This is a genomic window from Acinetobacter sp. UBA6720 (assembly GCF_002454215.1).
GTDB lineage: Bacteria > Pseudomonadota > Gammaproteobacteria > Pseudomonadales > Moraxellaceae > Acinetobacter.
In genome coordinates this window covers 66,203-73,004 of sequence record NZ_DKIK01000142.1, presented here as the reverse complement: position 1 = coordinate 73,004, position 6,802 = coordinate 66,203, and the positions used below count along the sequence as shown (strand labels likewise).

Below are 6,802 nucleotides of genomic sequence, written 5' to 3'. Positions count from 1 at the left end.
ATTAGAACTAGACTGGTATTTTGCTGATCCTTATAGCGCTTGGCAACGAGGCACGAATGAAAATACAAATGGTTTAATCAGACAATACATTAAAAAAGGCAGTAATTTAAATGCCTATACGGATGAATATATCTCAGAAATCACTCAACGTTTGAATCATCGCCCAAGAAAAAGACTCAGCTTTAAAAGTCCGAGTCAGGTATTATGGCAACAACATGGTGTTGCACTTCAAATGCTAATCTAAGCTATTTAAAAGGTGAAGCATTGCATGCAAATAGTTTTGTTTATTTTAGAACTTACAAAGTTTTACTTTAAATGGACTATTCTCTACCAAAGTTGCTGTCTTTTTTCGGTATAAAAAAGAGTGTCTCATTTTTGAGCATTCAATATAACAACACTGATATAACAAGATGGAGCATACACATGGGTCTTTTTGATTTCGTTAAAGGCATTGGTAAAAAAAACACAGCAGCAGCCGAGCCTCAAGCCGCACCAACTACGCCGACAGAGCCATCCGCTCAAGAAATTGCCAACAAGTTATTGGGTCATATCAAAGCATTAGGCTTACCTGTGACGGGACTTTCAGTCAGCTATAATTCCACGACCGATTTGGCAACCATAAAAGGGCAGGTCCAGACCCAAGCCGATAAAGAAAAGATTGTTTTAGCTGTCGGTAATATTGACCATGTGGCTCAAGTGGATGATCAACTGACTGTGGCTAGCCCTGAAACTGAAAGTAAGTTTTACACAGTTAAATCAGGTGATAATCTATCGAAAATTTCCAAAGCATTTTATGGCGATGCCAACCAGTACAATAAAATTTTTGAAGCCAATCGTCCGTTATTGAAAGATGCTGATGATATTTTTCCTGGACAGGTACTACGTATTCCAGCTTAAATTTATTTTTAGCGAAAGAAGGCGCATTAAGCGCCTTTTTTTGTTTAAGAAGAGATGAGGGATTAAATGATTTAGGTTGCCTTTTTCAGCACAGCATGTTGACTCAGCATACCGAGGGTAATTTTTTTTACTTCGTCACGGCTTTGCTGAATATGCGCACTAATTTTTTCAATTGCCAAATCTGTTTGTTGCTGTGAAATATAATTCAGGATGGCTTGATGCTCTGCATAGGTGGCTTTAATTCGATCACTTTTTGAAAAATCGAGGCGACGAATGATACGGATTTTTTCACTAATTTCTTGGTGGATTTTACTCATTTCCGTATTGCCAATGGCACGAACCAATGCACAATGAAAATCTTCATCAATTTGAGCCATCGCTTTTAAACTCGAAAGATACTGTTCAGGTGCAACCATCCAAGTCTTGTGCAACTGTTTCATTTCTTTGAGTTGCTGAGATTCAATACTACATAATTTACGAATTGCATATTGTTCAATCATAATACGCAGCTCGTATAGTTCGTCATAGTATTGCAGGTTCAATGGACGTACAGTCCAGCCACTACGAAATGCAACTTCCACGTAGCCTTCTTGTTGTAGTCGATACAATGCTTGTCGTGCAGGTGTACGGCTGACCTGATAGTTCATGGCGATTTCGGATTCGGTAAAACGTTCACCCGGCATCAATTTAAAGTCAAAAATATCATTTTTAATTTGCTGGTAAACAAGTTCAGACAAATTGTCTGAACCTGAACCCGCACGTGTCATATTGGACATGTGTTATTCCATATAAACTAAAGGTTCGCCGCTATGAACGGTTTGTCCAGCCCGACAAATAATGGCTTTGACAATACCGTCATCTGCTGCATATACAGGTAATTCCATTTTCATAGCTTCAATAATAGCAATGGTTTCACCTTTTTTCACAATCTGACCTTGTTCCACTAATATTTTCCAAATATTGCCAGTCATAGATGCATTGAGTGCTGAATAGGCACTATAGTCTGTTTCATCAGGTGCTTCTGTGATTAGGTGGTCTTGTTGATCAAAGCTTTCTTTCCATAGGCTGACCTCAGTACTAAAGGCCTGTTGTTGCTGTGCTTTAAACGCCGTAATACTGTCCTTTTCATCTTCCAGTAGTTTTAAATAAGCGGCATAGTCAAATTCAGTGTCTTCAATTTGGATCTGTGCTTGACCATTTTCAAAGTCAGCACGCCATTGATCTAGCTCTAACTCTGAAACAGGGAAGTATTTAATTTGGTCGAAGAAATTTAAGAACCATTCTTTGTCGCCAAACTGTTTGTTCTTTTTAAATTTATTCCAAATGGGTAGAGTGCGTCCCACCAATTGGTAACCTCCGGGTGAATCCATACCGTAGATACACATATACATCCCGCCAATACCCACGGTGCCTTCGGCAGTAAATGTCCGGGCTGGATTGTATTTTGAACTTAAGAGGCGATGACGTGGGTCAATCGGCACAGCACATGGGGCGGTAAGGTACACATCACCGAGGCCTAAAATCAAATAATTGGCATTGAAAATAATCTCTTTGACTTGTTCACGACTATCTAAACCATTAATACGCTGAATGAAATCGACATTGTTCGGTAACCACGGTGCTTTAGCGCAAACACTTTCTTGATAGCGCTCAACAGCACCCAAAGTTGCACTGTCTTCAAATGCCATGGGTAGATGAATAATCCGTGAAGGAATCTTGAGTTGGCTTAAATCGCCCATTTGCTGTTCGAGTTGCAGTAAGAAAGCAATCAACTCTTGCTGTGGAAGGGTGAGACCATCATATTTAATTTGTAGTGAGCGCACACCAGGAGACAGCTCCAATATTCCAGTCACATTCGCTGTTCGGATCAGTTGCATCAATTGGTGGACACGTAAACGCAGTGCCAAGTCTAAAACGTTATCACCATATTCTAATAAAATATAACTGTCACCCGCTTGGCGGTACACCGTGTGTGGAGACACATCAGTTGCATCTAGATGGGCGAGAATTGCAGATTGTGGAATATTATTGCTTGTTAGTTCAGTTGCTAGGACAGCATGAGTGAAATTTTGCACACGTTCAATTTGCTGTTGCTCTAGGGCATTGGCCTGCTCAACTGTTAGCGGATAGAAGCTGATTTTATCGTCAGCTTTAAGTTGACCGACTTTCCAAAGTTCAGCTTTAGCAATGGTTACAGGGCAAACGAAACCGCCGAGACTTGGGCCATCTTTGGCCAAAATGACAGGGAAGTCCCCTGTAAAGTTAATCGCACCAATGGCATATTCGCAGTCATGGACATTGGATGGGTGGAGTCCTGCTTCCCCCCCATTTTCACGTGCCCACGTTGGTGTTGGTCCTGATAGACGGACACCCAGTCGATTGGAGTTAAAGTGTACAGTCCATTCGGAAGCAAAAAATTCTTCTATATATTCGGGTTTAAAAAAATCAGGTGCTCCGTGTGGTCCATATAGCACGCCAATTTTCCATTCAGTGCCATAGTTTGGAATCAGTGCAGGAGATAATGCTTGAGGTTCTTGTGTTGCTAACGGGGCATCTTGATTAGGATGGACTGTATTAATGAGTTTGATCATGTCACCTGCACGAAGCACCCGTCCTGCATGCCCGCCAAAGTTACCTAAAGCAAAAGTAGAGCGACTACCCAAGTATAGGGGGACATCGAGTCCATGGCGAACTGCTAAATAGCTACGGCAACCAGACTCGACCTGTCCTAAGCTGAGAACCTGACCCGCCTGTACATGAATGGGTTGCCAAAAGGCAACAGTTTCATCATCTAACTGGGCAGGACAAGGCGCACCTGTGAGCGCAATCACACTATCTTGATGGAACTTCAGACTTGGCCCTTGTAAGGTAAATTCGAAACCAGCCGCACTAGCATCATTTCCTACAATTTGATTGGCCAATTGGAACGCATAGTCATCCATTGGACCTGAAGGTGGCACACCGATATCCCAGTAGCCGATACGTCCTGGAAAGTCTTGAATTGAGCTTTGCGTACCAGCCTGTAAAACTTCAATCACATTCGGCACGTAGTCAAAGTCATCCAACAGACGTGTCCAAATTTGCATTTGTGCGAAGCGTTCATCAGAGATCACGCTATGCGCATAGTCCAAGTTGGTGCTGATGCCATTTAAGCGTGTTTGGGTTAACACAGTTTTTAGTTGGTCAATGGCTTGTTCACGCGTATCCGCATGTACGATAATTTTGGCAATCATCGGGTCAAAATATTGCGAAATTTCTGTTCCTGTGGAGACCCAAGTATCGACGCGACAGTGTTCTGGAAATGAAACCTCGGTCAGGACACCAGGGCTGGGTTGGAAGTTCTTAACAGGATCTTCTGCATAAATCCGTACTTCAATTGCCGCACCTTGCGGTTGGATGTTGCTGAGCGCTGTCCAATCCAAGACATCACCTGCCGCCACTTTAAGCATGCATTCAATCAGGTCTAAGCCCGTCACCATTTCAGTAACAGGGTGCTCTACTTGTAGACGGGTATTGACTTCAAGGAAGTAAAACTCATCTCGTGCAGCATCATAAATAAACTCAACTGTACCTGCACTGCGGTAATTGACCGATTTGCCGAGTTCAACTGCCGCTTGGTGAAGTTTTTGGCGTGTAGCTTCAGGAAGGTGAGCCGCAGGGGTTTCCTCCACCACTTTTTGGTTACGACGTTGCAGTGAGCAATCTCGTTCACCCAGTGCAACCACTTGACCTTGACCATCACCAAAGATCTGAACTTCGACATGGCGCGCGCGGTCAACAAAACGCTCTAAAAACACGCCTGAATCTTTGAAAAATTGTGCGCCTAAGCGTTTGACACTTTCATAAGCTTCAACCAATGTCTGTTCATCATCACAGCGTGTGAGGCCAATCCCTCCGCCACCTGCGGTACTTTTTAACATGATGGGATAACCAATTTCTGTAGCTGCAGAAATTGCTTCATCTAAGCTTTCAAGTAAGCCTGTACCCGGTGTCATGGGAACCTGAGCTGCAGCGGCAAGTTCACGTGCACGGTGTTTCAGGCCAAACTCTAAAATTTGTGTCGCTGTGGGACCCATAAAAGCAATATTATTTTTTTCACAAGCCTCTGCAAATTCAGCACTTTCTGATAAGAAGCCATAACCAGGGAAAATAGCTTCGGCGCCTGTTTTTTGTGCTGCTTGAATCAGCTTTTCAATACTCAAATAAGTATCTGCTGGTTTTAATCCTTCTAAGGCAATGGTGATGTCTGCATCTTTGACATGTTGTGCATAACGGTCACTGTCTGAATATACAGCAACACTGGTCACCCCCAGTTTTTTTAAAGTGCGAATTGCGCGTACGGCAATTTCGCCACGGTTTGCAATCAATACAGTTTTAAACATTTTAAAATTCCTAAATTTGACTAAGCTTGTTCTACTTTTGAATTGTTACGGTGCTGGATATAGGCGCGCCAACCACCAAAATGGCTGATATTTTCAGCATCGTTCAAACCATAAGGCTCACAAATAAAACCTTTAACCCAACGACCATCGACCAGTTCGACATTGCCCATGCCTAGCGGGGTTGGAATCTCAGCGACAAACTCTCCAAAACGCGCTGTTGGCACATCCCAAACCTCTACAATGATTTGTTGCCCGTGTTCTGAAACTCTTGCTAGACCTGGCTTTGGGGGAATTGTTCCGTTCAATGCAAATAGGGCGTAGTGCTCAGCGGTCAGTGTGGTTTCAACAAGTACTGCATCACGTGTAAGCAGTTGGAAATTCAGAGGCATTCCAGTCAGGTGTGCTCCAACGACTGCAACTCGAATGTGATGTGCAGAAGGACTGTGGCGCAACGTTGGAATTGCGGAGAATCGGTCGAGTGCACCTAGTTTTAAGTTCAAATGTGCCTGCCAAATTTGTCCAAACTCAATCAGGGCTTGGTCATACCATGCAGGTGCAATGAAGCTAATTCCGAAGGGTAAGCCGTCGGCGCGGAATCCAGCAGGCAATGCGAGTGCACTTAAGTCAGCGAGGTTGGTAAAGTTAGTGTAAGTTCCAAACTGAGAATTAAAGCCAATCGGGGATTGCGCCATTTCTGCAAGAGTGTGAATGGTTGGAGAAGTTGGAACGATCAATGCATCAAATTGAGCTAAAGTGTCTTGAATTTTTCGGCTTAAGTCTTGTTTTAAATACTCTGCGTTGTAGGCATCGACTGCACTAAAATCATAACCTTTTTGAATAATTTCACGGACTGTGGGGTCGAAAACCTCGGGTTGCTGTGCCAATAACTCAGCAACAGCCGCTGTGCGTTCTGCTACCCATGAGCCTTGATAAAGTTGGGCTGCCAATTGTTCAAATGTTGAAAAATCAATTTCAGTAATTTCAGCACCGAGAACTTTTAACTGTTCTAAAGCCAATTGAAAGGCATATTTAGTTTGATCATCTCCAAAGAACTCAAGTTTATTGGGAATAGCAAAATGTGGTTTTCCAGAAAGTTTAGCTGGTGCGGTTTTTGGATGCTGGCGGGAGTAGCTATCTAGTGCATCGTACTGTTCGAGGGTTTGAGCAATGATGTTTGCATCGGTTACTGTTAATGCGAAAATTGAAATACAGTCCAAGCTTTTACAAGCGGGTAATAAACCACGATTTGAAAAACGGCCTTTGGTGGGTTTTAAACCGACAATGTTATTAAATGCCGCAGGGACACGACCAGAGCCTGCGGTGTCGGTTCCCAGTGCAAAGGGGACTAAGCCTCGAGCAACCACACTTGCTGAGCCAGAGCTAGAACCTCCACTGACATAGTCTGCGTTAAAGGTATTGCAAACTGCGCCAAATGGGGAGCGTGTACCGACAAGCCCTGTTGCGAATTGATCTAAATTGGTTTTTCCTATGACGACCGCCCCTGCATTTTTAAGCAGGCGAAT

At 43.3% G+C, this 6,802-nt stretch carries 5 protein-coding genes; 2 read left to right on the top strand and 3 right to left on the bottom strand.

Going from position 1 to position 6,802, the window contains the following annotated elements:
* Positions 1–244 (top strand): IS30 family transposase (locus B4F08_RS12635; RefSeq protein WP_291374570.1); only part of this gene is annotated, 244 nt, incomplete at its 5' end.
* 179 nt (positions 245–423) lie between these two features.
* A complete protein-coding gene (gene lysM, locus B4F08_RS12630; RefSeq protein ID WP_291374568.1) occupies positions 424–897 on the top strand; it encodes a peptidoglycan-binding protein LysM in 474 nt (157 codons plus the stop codon).
* Positions 898–968: 71 nt separating this feature from the next.
* Here lysM and B4F08_RS12625 read toward each other — a convergent pair whose 3' ends face one another.
* From B4F08_RS12625 to atzF, 3 genes are all read right to left on the bottom strand, one after another.
* Positions 969–1,673 carry a GntR family transcriptional regulator gene (locus B4F08_RS12625; protein WP_086208713.1) on the bottom strand — a complete coding sequence of 235 codons (705 nt, stop codon included), beginning with the start codon at positions 1,671–1,673 and terminating at the stop codon, positions 969–971.
* Positions 1,674–1,676: 3 nt separating this feature from the next.
* Entirely contained in the window at positions 1,677–5,279 is a 3,603-nt protein-coding gene (uca, locus tag B4F08_RS12620; RefSeq protein WP_291374566.1) for an urea carboxylase, read from the bottom strand.
* Positions 5,280–5,299: 20 nt separating this feature from the next.
* The coding region (atzF, locus tag B4F08_RS12615; RefSeq protein ID WP_291374565.1) for an allophanate hydrolase at positions 5,300–6,802 on the bottom strand (1,503 nt) is incomplete at its 5' end.

What these genes read in the sequence shown, in the direction of transcription:
- lysM (WP_291374568.1), top strand. Translation starts at nt 424, where the DNA reads ATGGGTCTTTTTGATTTCGTTAAAGGCATTGGTAAAAAAAACACAGCA.
- B4F08_RS12625 (WP_086208713.1), bottom strand. Translation starts at nt 1,673, where the DNA reads ATGTCCAATATGACACGTGCGGGTTCAGGTTCAGACAATTTGTCTGAA.
- uca (WP_291374566.1), bottom strand. Translation starts at nt 5,279, where the DNA reads ATGTTTAAAACTGTATTGATTGCAAACCGTGGCGAAATTGCCGTACGC.